Genomic DNA, 16,594 nt, shown 5'->3' on the forward strand with positions numbered 1-16,594 from the left:
GCGGCTGTTCGCCGAACACGAGGACCACGCGGCCTTGGAGGTCTCCTGGCACATCTACCAGGACATCATCAGCGCCTACCAACACCCAGATCCGGCCGCCGGCAAGAAGCGCATGCAGGCCCTCATCACCAGGCTCCGGCGCGGGCTACCCGAGGGGCTGGAGGAACTCGCTCAACTCGGCCGCACGCTCTGGCGCAAACGAGACCAGATCCTGGCGTTCTTCGACCGTGGCGGAGCCTCCAACGGCCCCGTCGAAGCGATCAACGGACGCCTCGAAGCCCTACGCGGCATCGCCCTAGGGTTCCGCAACTTCGACCACTACGTCCTGCGCTGCCTACTGCACTCCGGCCAACTGGCGACCCGGATCAATGCACTCTAAAACCGGAAGAGCCGATTTAGACCCTGCGGGAAACCTAAACCCGCCAGCCTGTACGGGTACCGCAAGACCTGGCACATGCTGCTGGCAAAGGGCCACCAGGTCGCCCGGTCCACCGTAGCCCGCATCATGGGCCAGGCCGGATGGCGCGGAGTCGTGCGGGGCCGCGGTGTGCGCACCACCATCCCTGCTGGTGATGGCCAGCGCGCCGTGGACCTGCTGAACCGCGAGTTCGCCGCTCCGGTGCCGAATCACACCTGGGTGGCAGATTTTACATATGTGCGAACGTGGGCCGGATTTGTCTACGTTGCCTTTATCGTCGACATCTTCGCCCAACGCATTGTCGGGTGGCACATTCAGCGTAACATGAAAACCGACCTAGTCATGGTCGCTCTGCGAATGGGTCTATGGTCCAGGAAGCATTCCGGACATCCGGCATCACCCGGGCTTATACATCACTCAGATGCGGGAAGTCAGTACACCGCGATTCGCTTCACTGAGCGCCTAGAACTTGAAGGAATCGCCCCATCAATCGGGAGCGTGGGCGATGCGTACGACAATGCACTCATGGAATCAATCATCGGCCTGTATAAGACCGAGTGCATCGAAACCACCATCTTTCACGATACGCCCTACCGAACGATTGACGATGTCGAGTTCGCAACCTTAGGTTGGGTGGATTGGTACAACAATGAGCGCCTGCACTCAAGCTTGGGATATACTAATCCGGTGACCTTCGAAGCCCGGTATTACAACGCCAACAAGGCCACAGAAACACTCATCACAGTCAACAACTGAACTCTCCATCGAACCTGGGGCGGTTCACAGATAGAGACTGATGCACCTTGTGGACGGTGTTTGGCCCCAGGCCCTCCCCGGTGCATTCACCCTTGTGGTTGCGCCGGCCGCTGGATTCCAGTTGCCGGTACAGCGCAGCCAAGCGCGTGGAGGTGAGTTTCGCCAGTTCCACCTCCCCGATGTAGGGCTTGATGTGCAACCGTATTATTTTGAGGTATCCGGCCTTGGTGGATTCACCCACACGGTGACCTTCCACCCACTCGTCCATGAACTCACCCACGGTAAGACCGCTGCGCGCTGTGCTCGTCGGCTCTCCGCGGTCCAGGGAACTGAGTTTCTGGCGTAGCGCGGCTGCCGCGTCCTTGGTGGTGGGGAATCCACCTTGGGACCTGCGCCGCAGTGGCGAGTCAGGGTCGTCGATGTCCCCTCGCTCGTACCACTGGATCCGGTACCTGCGGACGCCCGAGCGCACGTAGGAGTAGACGCTTCCTTCGCCGTGCTTGCGTCTGCTCATGCGGCGTCAGCACCCAGCAGTTCCATGAGTTTCAGGCGGGGGACCAGTCGCTTCTTGCCGATCCGCAGCGCGGGCAGTTGTTCATCTTCGATGGCCCGGTAGACGGTACGGACATCGACTCCAAGAAGGTTGGCCACCTCCTTGACGGTCAATGTGGGGCGGTCAGCGGCAAGGGCTTCGGACATTGTGGTGATGGTTTCGTTTGCACTCATGCCCTCTATGTGTGCGGGCGATGTTCTCTCGTGCCACGGGATGTAACTGGGTGCCTTCCTCCCCTCGCCCAGCCCCGTTTGGCACACTAAATGGCACACCAGCAGCGCCAGGAGCATCATGGATCGCCTGAAACTGCTGGTGTTCTGCGGACCCGCTTCATCACGGGCGTGGGGGTTCAAGTCCCCCTCTGGACACCACATTCATGCAGGTCCGAGCGATATCGGCTCGGCCATGGCGGCTCAACTGAGGGATCCTTGAGGCATGCCGCGATCAGAACTGCTCCTCATCGGTGGAGCATCCGGCGTCGGGAAGTCTTCGGCCGCCTTCGCACTTCATGACCTCCTCTCGGCCCAAGACGTCACGCACGCCGTGGTCGAGGGGGACGCGCTCAACCTCGCTCACCCTGCCCCGTGGCGCTCGGGGATCGCCTTTCGGAATCTTGCCGCGATCTGGGCCAACTACCGGGCGCTGGACTACAGGCGTTTGATCTTCACCAACACCGTCTCGGTGCTGGAAGCCGAAGCGATCGCGGACGCCATGGGTGACCGCCCGCGCACAACATCGGTGCTGCTCCAGGCAACCTCGGGCACCATCCAGGACCGGCTCGCCGGGCGAGAGCCGGGAGAGAGTCTGGCCGCTCACGTAGCGAGAAGCAGGGAGGCCGCCGTACGGCTCGAAGCCGAGGCCACCCCCGCTGTGCACCGGCTCGACACTGAGGGCCGAACACCCCACGAGGTCGCCCTCCTGATGGACGCGCTCCTCGACTGGACCGATTGATGCGCGCGGGCACGGACCGCTCGAAGCCGGCGATACAATCTGGCGTGTTCCATGTGATGTTCTTCGAACCCCGGATCCCCCCGAACACCGGTGCGGCGATCCGGATGTCCGCGGTCACCGGCACAACCTTGCACCTGGTCGAGCCCCTCGGTTTCGACCTGTCGGACGCGAAACTGCGCCGGGCCGGACTGGATTACCACGACCTCGCGCACGTGATCACCCACCCGGACTTCGACGCCGCGATGGCCTGGGTCGGCGAGCACGCCAACGGCACGGTGTACGCCTTCACCGGCCGCGGGCGCACCATGTTCGCCGACATCGCCTACCAACCGGGCGACACTCTGCTCTTCGGCCCCGAGCCGGTCGCCTTCCCCGACCACGTCGTCACCGACGACCGCATCAGCGACACGGCCCGCATCCCGATGCGCCCGGGCCTGCGCTCACTGAACCTGTCCAATGCCGCAGCAATCGCCACCTACGAAGCCTGGCGCCAGCACGGATACGTCACCGGTGAGTAGGCACCCATCGGAGGAAAGCCTGCGGCGTTAAGGTATGGGCCGTGACCCAGCCCCCTCCTGCCGTCCCCATCCCCCGCTCGCTGAGCACCGGGGCGGGCTCCACCCCTCAGGGCGCGGAGTGGATGCGGCGGGTTCCGGACCTGGTGGCACGAGCCGTGCAGCGCTGGTCGCTGCATCTCGGCGAGCCATTCGGGGTGGGCACCGCCTCCTGGACCGCGCCCGGAACATTGCCCGATGGCACCCCGGTGGTGCTGAAGGTCACCTACCCCCACTCCGAGGCGCAATTCGAAGCCATCGCACTGCGGATCTGGCAGGGCCACTCGGCCGTGGAACTGCTCGATCACCACGGCGGCGACTGGGCACTGCTGATGCGCCGGGCCATGCCTGGCCACCTGCTGCTGAACGACCAGGCACCACCGGAGCACCGACTGCAGACCGCGATGAACATTCTGGCCGATCTGCACCGGGCGCCGCTGGAAGAGTTCACGATGCCGTCTCTTCGCCGGGTGGCCGCACACTGGTCCACGGTTGCCACCGAGCGTGCCAACACCTGGTCCCACCTGTACGAGGGCTTCCGGTCCGAGATGCAGTACGGGCTGGACCTGCTGGCTGCCTTCGCCGACCCGGTGGCCACGCCGGCCCCTACTGTGGCCTTGCACGGTGACCTCAACCCCGGCAACGTGCTCCTGGACGCCCCCACCGCCGGTCCGGCCCGGTGGCTGGCGATCGACCCCAAACCGATGGTCGGCGACCCCGGCTATGACCTATGGCCGATCCTGGCCCAGATCGATGACCCGTTCGCCCATTCCGAGCCGGCAACGGTACTGGCGCCCCGGATCGACACGGCTCAGCAGGTGCTGGGGGTGCCGGCCCGGCGTATCTGCGAGTGGGCGTGTGCCCGCACGGTGGAGTCGGTGCTGTGGCGCCTGCAGACCTGGCCCGACCCGGTTCAGCAGCAGCACAACCTGCGCGAACTGCCCGCGGTGCGCACGTGGGCGACGTTGGCCCAGCAGTACTGATATCGCGACCTACTGGAAATCCCGGGACTTGGCCGGCACCCGCAGGTCCAGCGGGCTGATCTGATCGGCGGTCAGGTTGGTCACGTTCTCCGCGTACTCCACCACGCCCCGGATCACCAGGGCCGCGCTGGTGCGGGCCACCTTGCGGTACTTCGCCCACACCCCGGGCGAGCAGATCACGTTGATCAGACCCGTCTCATCCTCCAGCGACAGGAACGTCACCCCGCGGGCAGTGGCAGGGCGCTGCCGGTGGGTGACCACCCCGGCCACCCGGATCCGCTGTCGGTCCAACCCTGCGCATGCCTGGGCCACGGTGAGCACACCCCGGGAGTCCAGATCCGTCCGCAGGAACTGGGTGGGGAAGGAATCCACCGACACCCCGGTGGCCCAGACATCGGCGACGGCGGTGCTCACCTCGTCCATCCCGGCCAGCTGCGGCACCTCGAGCCCGACGGCGGTCAGTGGCAACACGTCCTGCACCCAGTCCCCCCGCCGTCGTCCGCTCTCGGCCGCCAGGGCCCCGGCCAGCCACAGCGCCTCCCGTCTGGAGTGCCCGAAGCACTCCAACGCCCCGGCGGTGGCCAGCGCCTCCACCTGCGCAGCGCTGAGGCGAACCCGTCGAGTCAGGTCGGCCAGGTCGGCGAAGGGAGCCTGCTCACGCACCGCCACGATCCGCTCGGCGGTCTTCTCCCCGATCCCCCGCACCGGTGCCAGGCCGAGCTGGACCACCAAGGTGCCGTCATCCTCGCGCACCACGGTCGCCTGAGCAGCCGAACGGTCCAGCCGGGCCCGGTGCACGAGCACCCCACGCCGTCGGGCATCAGCCACCAGGGACTGCGGTGAGTAGAACCCCATCGGCTGGGCAGCCAGCAGTCCGGCGTAGAACGCCTCGGGGTGGTGCACCTTCAGCCATGCGCTGGCGTAGACCAGGTAGGCGAAGGAGAAGGCGTGGGACTCAGGGAACCCGAAGTCGGAGAAGGCCTTGAGTTTGTCGTAGATCTGCTCCCCCACCTCCCTGCCGACCCCGTTGGCAGCCATCCCGGCCATCAGCCGCTCCCGCAGGGCCTCCATCCGTTCGGCCGAACGCTTGGACCCCATCGCCCGGCGTAGTTGGTCGGCCTCGGCCGGGGTGAAGGAGGCCACGTCCACGGCGATCTGCATCAGTTGCTCCTGGAACAGCGGGATACCCAGGGTGCGCTTCAGGGTGGGCTCCAGCAGGGGGTGCAGGTAGGTGACCTCCTCCTTGCCGCGGGCCCGGCGGATGTAGGGGTGCACCGAGTTCCCCTGGATGGGTCCCGGGCGGATCAGGGCAACCTCCACCACGATGTCGTAGAAGGTGCGCGGCCGGAGTCTGGGCAGGGTGGCCATCTGTGCCCGCGACTCCACCTGGAAGACCCCTACCGTCTCGGCCGCGCAGAGCAGGTCGTACACCGCCGGGTCCTCCTGACCGATCGAGTGCAGATCCAGTTCGATCCCTTCGACCTGGCCGATCATGGTGAAGGCAAGCCGCAGCGCGGTGAGCATGCCCAGACCGAGCAGATCGAACTTGACCAGGCCGGCGTCGGCGCAGTCGTCCTTGTCCCACTGCAGCACGGTGCGCCCGGGCATGGTGGCCCACTCCACCGGGCACACATCGATCACCGGCCGGTCGCACAGCACCATCCCCCCGGAGTGGATGCCCAGGTGGCGGGGCAGGCGCAGCATCTGCTCGGCGATGTCGATCACCGGTTCGGGGATACTCTCCAGATCACCACCGGCGGCGTCGGCTGCGGCGACCACCTCCGGCCCGGGCGTCCAGGGACCGTCGCGGCGCAGTCGCTCCTGTTCACTGGCGCGCTCCTTGGGCACCTCGACCGGTGGGCTGGGTTTGAGACTGCCCCACCGTTCGATGCTCTTGGACCAGGCGTCCTGCTGGCCCACGTCGTAACCGAAGGCACGGGCCGCATCACGCACCGCCGAGCGGGGCCGGTAGGAGATCACGTTGGCGACCTGGGCGGCGTGGGTGCGCCCGTAGCGGGTGTACACATGCTGGATCACCTCCTCCCGGCGGGCCGACTCGATGTCCAGGTCGATATCGGGCGGCCCGGAGCGGCCCGGGGCCAGGAACCGCTCGAACAACAGAGTGTGCTGGACGGCGTCGACGGCGGTGATGCCCAGGGCGTAGCAGACCGCGGAGTTGGCGGCCGAGCCCCTGCCCTGGCACAGGATCTGGTTCTCGCGGCAGAACTGCACGATCTGGTGCACGATCAGGAAGTACCCTCCGAAGCCCAGTTCGGTGATGATGTCCAGTTCGCGGGCGATGGTGGCATAGGCCTTCGGATGCTTGGGAGCCTCAGGGGGGCCATAGCGCTCCAGCGCCCCACGGCGCACCAACTCACGCAGCCAGGTGGCCTCGGTGTGCCCGTCCGGCACCGGGTACGGCGGCAGGTTCGGGGCGATCAGGTCCAGATCGAAGGCACACTCGGCGGCCAGCGCCGCACTGGTGGCCACCGCCTGCGGGTGGCGGTGGTGCCGGGCGTACATCTCCGCCGCCCCGCGTAGGTGAGCCGGGGCAGGTGGACGACGGGCGTCCATCTCCTCCAGCGTGGAACGCTGGGCCAGGGCGGCGAGCACGTCGGTCAGCGGCTGCTGGTCCGGGCGGGCACAGTGCACCGCACCGGTGGCCACCAGCGGCAGTCCGGCCCGATCGGCGAGTTCGGCGAGGGCGTCCGAGCGCACCGAGTCCCACGGGGCACCGTGGTCGGTGATCTCCACCGCCACGTTCTCCGGCCCGAACGCCTCGGTGAGTTCGGTCAGGGCACGTCTGGCGGCGGGCAGGTCGAACCTTCCTGGCTGGGGTTCCAGGGCCTGACGGACCGCGCCCTGCCGGCACCCGGTGAGCACCAACCAGTTACCGGCGGCCAGGTCGGCCAGTTCGGGGAGGTCATAGGCCGGTGCCCCCTTCGCACCACCGGCCAGGTGCGCCCTGGCTATCCCCCGGGACAGCCGCCGGTACCCCTCCGGCCCACGGGCCAGGGCCAGTAGGTGCTGATCGGGCAGTCCCAGCTCGGCACCGTAGAGAGTGGGCAGCCCCAGCGTCCGGGCCGCCTCGGCGAAGCGCACCACCCCGTACAGGCCGTCGTGGTCGGTCAGGGCCATCGCGGACAACCCCAACCCGGCGGCTTCGATCGCCAACTCTTCCGGCTGGCTGGCACCGTCGAGGAAGCTGAACGCCGAATGGGCGTGCAGTTCGGCGTAGGCACTCATCCGGCACGCACCAGTACCGCACCGAGGGACCGCTCCAGGATGCTCTCCCGCTGCAGGTCCGGTCCGCGTCGCTGCCTGGGTCCGGGCTGGACCGGGGCGCGCGAGTGGTACCGGTGCCCGGTCGGAGTGCTCAGTTCGGTCTGATGGGAATCCCAGGTGGACAGTGCCCGGGCCCACCATCCCGGGGCTTCCTTGGTGTAGTTGCACCGTTCGCACAGGCCCTGGAGGTTCTGGGCGGACGTCGCTCCGCCCTCCTGCACCCCCCGGATGTGGTCCCGGTGACGCACCGGGGCCTCGCACCAGGGCGTGCGGCAGGTCTGATCCCGGGCGTCGATGAAGGCAGCCAGGCCCGCCGGTGCACGACGGGAACGGGCGTCCATGGCCACCAGTTGCCCGGTGGTGGGTGCGGTGTAGAGGCGGCGGATCCACACCTGGCGCTCATCCGCCGTGCGCACCTGCTCCCGGGCCCACGCTGCGGGCACCACACCGTAGCCGGGTACGTAGGCGGGTTCACCGTCTCCGGACAGCAACGTCCGATCAGTGATCACCAACTGCACCTGGTGGGCGACGGCCTCGGCCTCGGACTGCCCGGTGACCCGCTCGACCAGGGTGTCGGCCATGATCTGGCCGCGCGAACGAGAGTCGCCCCGGCCGCGCAACGTCTCGGCGCGTGCGGTCAGCGCCGCGTACACCGCCACGCCCTGTGCCACCGGGAGCAACCCGGTGAGATAGGCCATCGTGTCCGGTGCCGGCCGGATGGAGACGGTACGTTCACTGGTGGCCTTCGAGGCTCGACGGACCTGGGCCGCAGCATCGATCCGATAGGCGATCTTCTTCGCCTCGGCCACCAGTCGGCGGTCCCCGAGGCCTTCCAGGTCGAGACCGGCGAGTTCGGCGTCGAGACGACCGCGATCCGCCACGCTCAGGCAGGCACTCTCCCGCACCAGCAAGGTGGCGCGCCACTCACTGATCCGCCCGTTCCGCAGCGCGCGGCGGGTGTTCGGCATCTCGGCCAGTGCGGTGGCCAGGCCCAGGTAACGACCACCACGAACCGGAGACTCCCGCCGGGCCAGGGCGATCTGGGTGGCCACGCCCTTGCTGCGCTCGTCGGCGGGGGCCCCGGCAGCAGCACGTTCGGCCCGGGTCGCCTCCAGCAGGTCCACGCTGACCTGGGCCTGGGCTGCGGCCGCGGCGGCCTTGAGTTCCTCCAGGGCGCGGATCTGGTCGATCCGCTCGGCGTTCGAGATCTGCCGATCCAGGCGCCTCAAGGCCTGGGTCCACCCGGTGATCACACCGGCGGCCACGCCCTGATCAGCACCTGATTCGTACATGTGTTTGAGTATATAGCGGTGTACTGACATCGCCCACCGCAGCCCCGCCCGAGGGGCTCGACCCGGTCCCACCGCAGCCGGAGGACGTCGGCCCCGCGAACTTCGCAGTAGGCTGCGGTAAGCGCTTGCACCCACCACGTGAAGGAAGCCCGGACCGGATGAACGCCTCCATACCCGCCCCTGGCGAGGCCCTGCGGATCGCGATCGTGGGATGCGGGGTGATCGGCACCCTGCACGCCGAGGTGGCCGCAGCCAGCCCTGACTTGCACGTAGTGGCGGTGGTCGACCCGATCGCTGAGCGCACGGAGAAACTCGCGCACCTGCTCACCGGTACCGAGACCGGCACTGCGAGCCAGCCCCCACGCCGGTACGCCGACCTGGACGAGGCTCTGGCACACGGAGGCCTCGACGTCGTCACCGTCTGCACACCCAGCGGCACCCACGCCGCCCTGGCCGGCCAGGCCCTGGAGGCCGGGCTGCACGTCGTGGTGGAGAAACCCCTCGATGCCGACCTCGTCGCCGCCCGTGCCCTGCACGCCGCTGCCGCCACCCGTCCGGAGCAGGTAGTCAGCGTGATCAGCCAGCACCGGCACGACCCCTCGGCGATGGCGATCCACGAGGCCCTCGAGCAGGGCCGGCTTGGCCGGGTGACCTCGGCGGTGGCGAACGTGGACTGGTACCGCAAGCAGGCCTACTACGACTCCGGGGACTGGCGCGGCACCTGGTCCCAGGACGGCGGCGGGGCGCTGGCGAACCAGGGCATCCACACCCTGGACCTGTTGTTGTGGTTCCTCGGTGAGCCGCTGGAGGTCTTCGCCCACACCGCCCGGCTGGGCCACGAACGCATCGAGGTCGAGGACGTGGCCGTGGCGGTGATCCGGTTCACCTCCGGCGCGCTGGCCACCGTGCACGCCTCCACCACGGTGTATCCGGACCTGGGCGTGCGTCTGGGCATTCACGGCACCGACGGTTCAGCGGTGATCGAAGGGGACCTGCTCAGTTACTTCCACGCCCGCGACGCCGAGGGGGCCACCTGGGTCGCCAACCAGGTGGGCGCCCAGGAGGATGAGAACAAGAACGTGCTCGGCGGGTTCGATCCGGCCGGCTCGCACACCAGCCAGTACGGGGACTCCCACGCCCTGCAGTGGGCTGACGTGGTGCGGGCGATCCGCTCCGGCGGACAGCCCTGGGTGGGGCTGGACCACGGCCTGAACGCCCTGGCCACGGTGCGCGCGATCTACCTCTCCGCCACACTCGGGCAGCCGATCCGGGTGGCTGAGGTGCTCGCCGGGGACTACGACGGTGTGCCGGTGCGGACCGGTCAGGTGCCTCAGGCGTCGCAGACCAGCGGGTAACGGCTGATCCGTGCGCTAATTCGTCGCCGCACCGGTCAGCACGACCAGCACGTCGCGGGCCGAGATCAGCCCGATCACGTCATCGGAGTCGGAGATCGGCAGGTGCCGGATCCCGGCCTCCACCATCTGCCGGGCCGCCTCGGTCACGCTCTGATCAGGGGTGGCGGTGACCAGGTCGGAGGACAGCACCTCCTCGGCCGTGAGGTTCTCCAGGTTCGCCCCGTTGGCCACGTGCTCGACCAGATCACGCTCGGTGATGATGCCCACGCAGCGGGTCTCGGTGGTGACCATGACCGCGCCGATGGCGTTGGCCGCGAGCTCCTCGGCCACATGCCGCAACGAGTCGCCCAGGCTGACCATCGCCACCGGAGTGCTCATCAGGTCCCGCACCGGTGATTGCGGTGTGACGTTGCCGTATCCCATGTCTCTACGGTGCCACGCCCGGGAGGTTTACGGGCTGTATTCGCCCGGTGGGTCCCAGCGCAGTGGTGTCGTCAGTCATAGATGCCCTCCACCCACCACTCTTCACCCTCGGCGCACAGCAGCAGCGCCGGCCCCTCGGTGCACACCACCTGCAGATAGGTGCGTCCGCGCCCGCCGGCCCACCAGCGCTCGCGCACCGGCCACGGTCCGGCCCAACCACTGACCGCCCACCGCCCCGACCAGGACGGTGGCGCCGGAATCTCCACCCGGGCCGGGTCCGCACCGAGCAGTCCGCGAGGGCCCACCCGCACCGGACGATCGCCGGCATCGGCCAACTCCACCTGGATCTTCTCGGTGGGCACCGTGGCCGGCAGCGGGGGCGGGATCTGCCCGGGCCAAGGGGCGTCCGGACGACGACGGGGGCTGGTCTCGTCCCCCCAGGCCACCAATCGCACCCGGCCCCTGGGCGTGCGTCCGCCTTCCAGCACCGGGGCGAGTACCTGTTCGGCCCCGAGCATTCCCTGTACCCGCAACGCGGCCCGGCCGGCGTGCTCCTGTCCCCGGCTGTTGCGCCCCCACAGTCCCTCGCTCATCGCCGCAGCCGGATGCACCTCCTCGGCGGCCAGTTCCAGGTGCACCAATGGAGCACTGGGCACCTCACCACTGCGTCCGCTGAGCCACCCCTCCAACTGCCATCGCACCCGGTCGGTCAGTTCGGTGGCGGTCAGCGCCCCGTCGATACGCCAGGTGCGCTCCAGTTCCAGCCCGTCCTCGGTCCGGGCCAGCACCCGCAACCGGGTGCACACCACTCCGCGGCGCAACATCCGGTTGTTCACCTCCTCCGCCAGGCGACGTCCGGCGAAAGCGGCCACATCCACCCGCTGCACCGGCGGGTCCAGTTCGGCGTGCGCGGTGATGTCGGGTTCGGTGCGGTGAGCCGGCACCGGGTACTCATCCAGGCCCTGGGCCAGCCGGTGCACGGCGGTTCCCAGGGCACCGAACCTGGGCCCGACCTGAGCGGGGCGCAGCGCAGCCATGTCCCCCAGCGCCGCGATGCCCAGCCGGCGCAGCAGATCGATCAGGTCGGTCAGTTCCCGGCGCAACTGCTGGGTGGTGGCCACCATCATCAGTTCCCGCACGTCCCGCCCGGCCAGGTAGGCACGGGCACCACCGCGGGGCACGAGCACGCCGTCCCGGGCAGCCAGCACCGCCGCCAGCAACCCGTCGGCCACGCCCACCTGCGCTTCGGCACCGGTGGCGGTGGCGACCTGTTCGATCAGGTCCGCGGCCACACGTTCCTCCGAGCCCAGGTAACGGGCCGGCCCGTCGGCGGTGGTGAGCATCAGGCCCGGACGCATCACCTGCACCTGGGCCACCACATCCTCGGCGGCCTGCACCAGCGGTTCGAAAGCCCGTACGTCCCGGCCCTCGTCTGTGTGGATCAGCACCAGGTCCGGGCACAGTCCCTGGGCGGTACGCCGGCGCATCCCCCGCCGTACCCCAGCCGCACGGGCCGACGCACCGGCAACCACGATCTGGCGCCCGTCGTGCACGGCGACCGGCTCGTGCGCCCCGACCAGCCCCTCGGCGATCGCGGCCGCCACCGGCCAGTCCGGTACCCACAACACCGCCAGCCTGGTGCCCACCGGAGGTGCTGCGGATTCAGTCAACGCGCTCATCAGCCGACCTCGGCCAGGATCGGGTCGTCGCCGGCCCACGGTCGCCCGCGCTCGTCGGTCTGCTCCGGGATGGAGGAGAGCCCATCGGCCCCGGCGAGCACCCGCACCTGTCGCGCCGGCCCGGCCAACTGCCCCCGGCCCAGGGAGTGCACGACCATCTCCCGCCCGGTGAGCAACCCGTGCCCGTGGCCCACCCCGGACCACACCGCCGGCTGCACCTGCAGCGCCACGTGCGCACCGGGCCAGTGCTGGTCGGTCAGCAGCACCGCTCCTCGCCGGCGCAACCGTCCGGTCAGGGACCGCCGTCCCGCGGGGTTCAGACCCGGACACGCTCCGACCAGGAGCACATCGAACCCGTCCACCAGAGCACCCAGCACAGCGGCCGCATCCGGGCCCGGGTCGGGGACCGCGACCACCCGGCTCAGGTCGAGTCCGGCAGCCGCGGCCGCAGCCCACCCCACATCGGGCATGCCCACCAGCACGCACCAGCGCTCGGCCCCCGCGGCCGACTGGGCGATGGCCAGCAGCACAGTGGTGGATCCGTGTACCTGCGCGATCATGCCTGGGCGCAATCCCCCGGGCAGTAACGGGGCCAGGGCCCCGGGCACCGCCAGACCCTGGTATCCGGGCTGCTCCGCAACCGGCTGCCGCTCCTGCAATTGCCGCCCGGGGACGCCGTCACCGCCACCGCCACCGCTGCCGTCCGCGCCGGTGACCCCGCTCGCGCCGGTCTCGGTGCCCCCACCCATGCCCGTCTCGGCGACCACCCCCACCGCGACCTCTGCGGCGGCGAGCGCCCGCCGGGCGGCGACCATCTTCGCCTGCTTCGTCGTCGCCGTCGTCATCACACCTCCTCCACTCACACCTGACACGGTAGGTGCGACCACTGACATTCATCGAACGTCAGTTCTAGTCAAGGCTGTCGGTGCCGGCCTGTCAAGATCCAAGAGGCACGAACAACGAAGTCGTGGTAAAACCACCGGGAAGAGTTATCCGTACCGAGGAGCCCAGGAGCCCATGGACCTGTCCCGACCCCTCGCCCCGAACCCCTATGACCTGCTGCCCGCCACCGGATCCTTCACCCTGACCAGCCCGGACATCACCGACGGCACCCCCCTGGCCGAGTCCTTCACCGAGGCCGGCGGGAACATCTCGCCGGCACTGAGCTGGTCCGGATTCCCCGAGGAGACCCAGTCCTTCCTCATCAACTGCTTCGATCCGGACGCCCCTAACCCGGCGGGTTACTGGCACTGGAGCGCGGTGGACATCCCCGTGCAGGTGACCTCCCTCGAGCAGGGCGCCGGGGAGAGCGACCTCGGTCTGCCCGGAGCGGCCTTCCACGTGCGGTCCGACGGCGGCACCTTCGGTTACGAGGGTGCGGCGCCCCCGCCCGGGGACCACCCGCACCGGTACATCTTCGCCGTGCACGCCCTGGACACCGAGACCCTCGACCTCAGCAGTGAGCACAGCCCCACCAAGGTGGCCTTCACCGCGCTGTTCCATACCCTCGCCCGAGCTACGTTGGTGCCGACCTATCAGCGGCCATGAATCCCCTGAACCCCGTCGTGAACCTCCAGACCACCGAACACATCCACCAAGCCGCCATCTACGAATCCCGGACCGAGTTCCTGCAGATGGTGGTGCCGTTCGTACGGGCGGGCTTCGACGCCGGCGAGCCCACCCTCGTCACCCTCGGCCACCAGCGGGCCGAGTGGCTGCGCACTGCGCTCGGCCCGGCCGCAGCGCACGCGAACTTCCTGGACGGTGACGCGGAGTACCGCCGGCCCTCCAGCACCATCGAAACTCATCTGGAGCACCTGACCGGGCTCACCCGCGGCCACGCGGGCCGGATCCGCGTGGTCGGGCAGGTGCCGACACCGGCGATCGAGAACACCTGGTCCTGGTGGGCACGGTACGAGGCGGCGGTGAATCGTCTGTTCGCCGATTTCCCGGTATCGCATCTGTGCACCTACGACGCGAACGTGGCAGGCCGGGACGTCCTCGATGACGTCCGCCGCACCCATCCGTGGCTGGCCGCCACCGGGGCCCGGAGGCGGCCCAGCCCCACCTTCGAACCCCCGGAGGAGTTCTTCGCCCGGCACTCCCCGGCCGCCGACCCCCTCGAGTCCGCGACGCCGCTGGCGGATGTGACCGACCCGAGCAGGAGCGGGGCCCGTGCCCTGGCGCGTGAAGCCGGCCGGCGCAGCGGATGCGAGTGGCGCAAGGTGATGGCACTGGAGATTGCCGTGAACGAGGCGGTGACCAACGCCTTCGAGCACGGCACCCCGCCGGTCCGGCTGCGGGTCTGGTGGGCGCCGGGGCGGGCGGTCGCCACGGTCACCGACACCGGCCCCGGGCCCGATGATCCGCTGGTCGGGCTGGTGCGCACCAGCGACAGCACCACCGGAGGGCTGGGTCTGTGGCTGGCCCACGAGAGTTGTGACTACGTGGCGATCGGGACCGACGAGGGCTTCACGGTCCGCCTGGTCATCAGCGATACCGAGCCGGCCGACTGAGAGACCTCAGGGCCGGGTGCCCAGCGCCACCAGCACCCGGTCCACCGACCCCGCCAGACCCCAACGCTCGCTCAACTCGCGCAGTGTCGCCTCATCGGCCGGCAGTGGGTGATCCGCGTCCAGACCTGGACGGGCCGAGTCGACCTCGCCCAGCGGGAGGTCCCGGGCCACCGCCACCACCTTCGGGGCGACGTCGAGATAGTCGGCCGCCTCGGTGATGCGGGTGCGCTGGGCCGGGGTGAGTGCCGAACCCGGGTCAGCCGCGGCGGCCCGGACCCCGGCCAGGTCGCCGTAGGTGGCCAGCAGGTTGGCCGCGGTCTTGTCCCCCACGCCGCGCACTCCGGGCAGTCCGTCGGAGGGGTCCCCGCGCAGGGTGGCGAAGTCGGCGTACTGGGCCGCGGTGACGCCGTACTTGTCACGCACGACGGCGCCGCTCACCCGTTCGTGCTTGCCCACCCCGCGTGCGGTGTACAGCACGCGGACCTGTGCCTCGTCGTCGACCAGTTGGAACAGGTCGCGATCACCGGTGACCACCTCCACGGCCATCCCGGCGTCGGTGGCCAGGGTGCCGATCACGTCGTCGGCCTCGTACCCGTCCACCCCGACCACCGCGATCCCCAGCGCGGCCAGGACCTGCTGGATCACCGGCACCTGCACCGCCAGGGCATCGGGCACCTCCTCGGCGTCCGGGGCCTCGGCGTGCTCGGCCTCGACCCGGTGCGCCTTGTAGGTGGGGATCAACTCCACCCGCCAGTCCGGGCGCCAGTCGTTGTCCCATGCGCACACCAGGTGGGTGGGCTGGTAGTCGGTGGCCAGCCGGGCGATGAAGTCCAGCAACCCGCGTACCGCGTTCACCGGGGTGCCGTCCGGGGCGCGCAGGGAGTCGGGCACCCCGAAGAACGCACGGAAGTAAAGGCTGGCGGTGTCGAGCAGCATCAGACGGGCCATGGGCGACAAGTCTGGCAGAGGCCTGCCTTCGACACGAGCATCTGTGTCAGGCTCTTGCTATGGAGGGGTGGTTGAGCACCGGCACGATGTCACGGCGCAGCGGGCTGAGCATCAAGGCGCTGCGGCTCTATCACGACAACGGTCTGCTCGTGCCCGCTCAAGTGGAGGAGGCCACCGGCTACCGCGGCTACGCCAGCGAACAGGTGGAAACCGGACGCACGATCGGGTTGCTGCGCCGGGCCGGGATGCCGCTGGAGCAGATCTCCCGCGTGCTCGCGGCCGACCCGCTGGCGGCCAGGGAGCAGGTGCTGTCCTGGTTGACCGAACGCTCACACCAGGATCAGGAGCAGATCGCGAGCCTGCACCGCTATGCCGTCATGGACGCCGCCGAGGCCGGGACGCCGCACCCGGTCCGGCGCCGGGAGGTGGGCGAACGGGTGGTGGCGGCGTTGCGCGCGGAGGTCAGTGCGCAGGCGCTCCCGGAGACGATCATGGCCACGGTGGCCCGGCTCCGGGAGCACCTGCACCGGTGCGGAGCCGACGTCGACCCGGAGTACTGGGTGTGCTACCTGGACCCGATCGCCACCGGCGCACCCGCCCGGATCGAAACCTGCGTGCCCTACACCGGCGCCGCCGATCCCGCCGGTGCGATCGTGCTCCGCGCCGAACCGGCCGGAACCGAGGTCTACGTGCCGGTCACTGCCGAGCAGTGCCGCTACCCGCAGATCCTGCCCGCCTACGCCCACCTGTACCGACAGGCCGCACAGCACGGCGGCCCGGCGGCCCCGCCCCGGGAGATCTACCCGGTCCCCTGGCCCAGCGACCCCCGGCAGATCGCCGCCGAGGTGGCCGTGCGAGTGGCATCTGCTTGACCCTGCCCC

Annotated in this window: 16 protein-coding genes and 1 pseudogene; 9 read left to right on the forward strand and 8 right to left on the reverse strand. The window is 69.4% G+C overall.

Annotated features, from left to right (window positions below):
• The coding region (locus ACO0LV_RS10305; RefSeq protein ID WP_424787810.1) for an ISL3 family transposase at nt 1–379 on the forward strand (379 nt) is incomplete at its 5' end.
• Between the two features lie 30 nt (nt 380–409).
• Nucleotides 410–1,174: pseudogene (locus ACO0LV_RS10310) on the forward strand (IS3 family transposase); the annotation flags it as partial.
• Here ACO0LV_RS10310 and ACO0LV_RS10315 read toward each other — a convergent pair.
• On the reverse strand, nt 1,164–1,688 hold the full coding sequence (locus ACO0LV_RS10315; RefSeq protein WP_424787811.1) for an N-terminal phage integrase SAM-like domain-containing protein: 525 nt from the start codon (nt 1,686–1,688) through the stop codon (nt 1,164–1,166). The pseudogene ACO0LV_RS10310 and the gene ACO0LV_RS10315 overlap by 11 nt on opposite strands.
• On the reverse strand, nt 1,685–1,900 hold the full coding sequence (locus ACO0LV_RS10320; protein WP_424787813.1) for a helix-turn-helix domain-containing protein: 216 nt from the start codon (nt 1,898–1,900) through the stop codon (nt 1,685–1,687). The genes ACO0LV_RS10315 and ACO0LV_RS10320 overlap by 4 nt, the downstream gene beginning before the upstream one ends.
• 262 nt (nt 1,901–2,162) lie before the next feature.
• On the opposite strand from ACO0LV_RS10320, the gene ACO0LV_RS10325 reads away from it, so the two are divergent.
• From ACO0LV_RS10325 to ACO0LV_RS10335, 3 genes are read left to right on the forward strand one after another with little or no spacing between them, the layout of a single operon-like run.
• Complete coding sequence (locus ACO0LV_RS10325) at nt 2,163–2,678, forward strand: ATPase (protein WP_424787814.1); 516 nt, start codon at nt 2,163–2,165, stop codon at nt 2,676–2,678.
• A 44-nt stretch (nt 2,679–2,722) separates the two neighbouring features.
• Nucleotides 2,723–3,196, forward strand: a complete 474-nt coding sequence (locus ACO0LV_RS10330; RefSeq protein WP_424787815.1) for a tRNA (cytidine(34)-2'-O)-methyltransferase — start codon at nt 2,723–2,725, stop codon at nt 3,194–3,196.
• Between the two features lie 41 nt (nt 3,197–3,237).
• The gene (locus tag ACO0LV_RS10335; protein ID WP_424787816.1) at nt 3,238–4,215 is read left to right on the forward strand and encodes an aminoglycoside phosphotransferase family protein; all 978 of its coding nucleotides are present in this window, start codon (nt 3,238–3,240) and stop codon (nt 4,213–4,215) included.
• A gap of 9 nt (nt 4,216–4,224) precedes the next feature.
• Here the strand turns inward: ACO0LV_RS10335 and ACO0LV_RS10340 are convergent, their stop codons facing one another.
• Both ACO0LV_RS10340 and ACO0LV_RS10345 read right to left on the reverse strand, forming a co-directional pair.
• Nucleotides 4,225–7,461, reverse strand: a complete 3,237-nt coding sequence (locus ACO0LV_RS10340; RefSeq protein WP_424787817.1) for an error-prone DNA polymerase — start codon at nt 7,459–7,461, stop codon at nt 4,225–4,227.
• The gene (locus ACO0LV_RS10345) at nt 7,458–8,792 is read right to left on the reverse strand and encodes an HNH endonuclease (protein WP_424787818.1); all 1,335 of its coding nucleotides are present in this window, start codon (nt 8,790–8,792) and stop codon (nt 7,458–7,460) included. Before ACO0LV_RS10345 ends, ACO0LV_RS10340 begins: the two co-directional genes overlap by 4 nt.
• 158 nt (nt 8,793–8,950) lie before the next feature.
• Here ACO0LV_RS10345 and ACO0LV_RS10350 point away from each other — a divergent pair, with 158 nt between their 5' ends.
• Nucleotides 8,951–10,147 carry a Gfo/Idh/MocA family protein gene (locus tag ACO0LV_RS10350; RefSeq protein ID WP_424787819.1) on the forward strand — a complete coding sequence of 399 codons (1,197 nt, stop codon included), beginning with the start codon at nt 8,951–8,953 and terminating at the stop codon, nt 10,145–10,147.
• A gap of 15 nt (nt 10,148–10,162) precedes the next feature.
• Here the strand turns inward: ACO0LV_RS10350 and ACO0LV_RS10355 are convergent, their stop codons facing one another.
• From ACO0LV_RS10355 to ACO0LV_RS10365, 3 genes are all read right to left on the reverse strand, one after another.
• Nucleotides 10,163–10,570 (reverse strand): cyclic nucleotide-binding/CBS domain-containing protein, encoded by a 408-nt coding sequence (locus ACO0LV_RS10355; protein WP_424787820.1) that lies wholly within the window; start codon nt 10,568–10,570, stop codon nt 10,163–10,165.
• Between the two features lie 71 nt (nt 10,571–10,641).
• Nucleotides 10,642–12,249, reverse strand: coding sequence for a DNA polymerase Y family protein (locus ACO0LV_RS10360; RefSeq protein WP_424787821.1), 1,608 nt, complete (start codon nt 12,247–12,249; stop codon nt 10,642–10,644).
• The gene (locus tag ACO0LV_RS10365; protein ID WP_424787822.1) at nt 12,249–13,094 is read right to left on the reverse strand and encodes a hypothetical protein; all 846 of its coding nucleotides are present in this window, start codon (nt 13,092–13,094) and stop codon (nt 12,249–12,251) included. Before ACO0LV_RS10365 ends, ACO0LV_RS10360 begins: the two co-directional genes overlap by 1 nt.
• Before the next feature lie 172 nt (nt 13,095–13,266).
• Here ACO0LV_RS10365 and ACO0LV_RS10370 point away from each other — a divergent pair, with 172 nt between their 5' ends.
• Together ACO0LV_RS10370 and ACO0LV_RS10375 are read left to right on the forward strand one after the other, a co-directional pair.
• Nucleotides 13,267–13,797, forward strand: coding sequence for a YbhB/YbcL family Raf kinase inhibitor-like protein (locus ACO0LV_RS10370; RefSeq protein ID WP_424787823.1), 531 nt, complete (start codon nt 13,267–13,269; stop codon nt 13,795–13,797).
• The gene (locus ACO0LV_RS10375) at nt 13,794–14,765 is read left to right on the forward strand and encodes an anti-sigma factor RsbA family regulatory protein (RefSeq protein WP_424787824.1); all 972 of its coding nucleotides are present in this window, start codon (nt 13,794–13,796) and stop codon (nt 14,763–14,765) included. Before ACO0LV_RS10370 ends, ACO0LV_RS10375 begins: the two co-directional genes overlap by 4 nt.
• A 6-nt stretch (nt 14,766–14,771) precedes the next feature.
• Here the strand turns inward: ACO0LV_RS10375 and ACO0LV_RS10380 are convergent, their stop codons facing one another.
• Nucleotides 14,772–15,713 carry a 5'-3' exonuclease gene (locus tag ACO0LV_RS10380; protein WP_424787825.1) on the reverse strand — a complete coding sequence of 314 codons (942 nt, stop codon included), beginning with the start codon at nt 15,711–15,713 and terminating at the stop codon, nt 14,772–14,774.
• Nucleotides 15,714–15,784: 71 nt separating this feature from the next.
• On the opposite strand from ACO0LV_RS10380, the gene ACO0LV_RS10385 reads away from it, so the two are divergent.
• Nucleotides 15,785–16,585, forward strand: a complete 801-nt coding sequence (locus tag ACO0LV_RS10385; protein ID WP_424787826.1) for a MerR family transcriptional regulator — start codon at nt 15,785–15,787, stop codon at nt 16,583–16,585.
• Nucleotides 16,586–16,594 lie beyond the last annotated feature (9 nt).

The sequence above is a fragment of the Pseudactinotalea sp. Z1739 genome, from assembly GCF_049725055.1.
Taxonomy (GTDB): domain Bacteria; phylum Actinomycetota; class Actinomycetes; order Actinomycetales; family Beutenbergiaceae; genus CALKWS01.